The 288-nt window shown below is 37.8% G+C and carries 1 pseudogene; it reads left to right on the top strand.

Going from position 1 to position 288, the window contains the following annotated elements:
• A pseudogene (locus Q0910_RS28580) lies at window positions 1-288 on the top strand (RagB/SusD family nutrient uptake outer membrane protein); the annotation flags it as partial.

The raw sequence follows: 288 nt of genomic DNA, 5'->3' as shown, positions 1-288 counted from the left end.
TTTGCTAAAACTTGGTTGCCAGAGAACCAAGCAGCCAGATCGATACCTGCTAAATCTGCAGCCCACTCTTATTTAGCATTGGTACATTTAACTATCGGTAACTACCAGAAAGCGTATGATGAAGCCAAAGGAGTGATTGATAATGAAGGAACGTACAACTTAGGGTTAGAGCCAGATTTTCAGGATTTATTTGATTCTTCTCTAATAGATACTTCTTTAGAACCCATTTTTGTATTGGATTTTATTGGAGCTAGTAATGGAGATGATGGAAGAGATTATCAAGCAGCA

It is taken from the genome of uncultured Aquimarina sp. (assembly GCF_947495315.1).
Classification (GTDB): domain Bacteria; phylum Bacteroidota; class Bacteroidia; order Flavobacteriales; family Flavobacteriaceae; genus Aquimarina.
The sequence above is the reverse complement of the archived record's forward strand: the minus strand, read 5'-3'. Positions and strand labels throughout refer to the sequence as shown.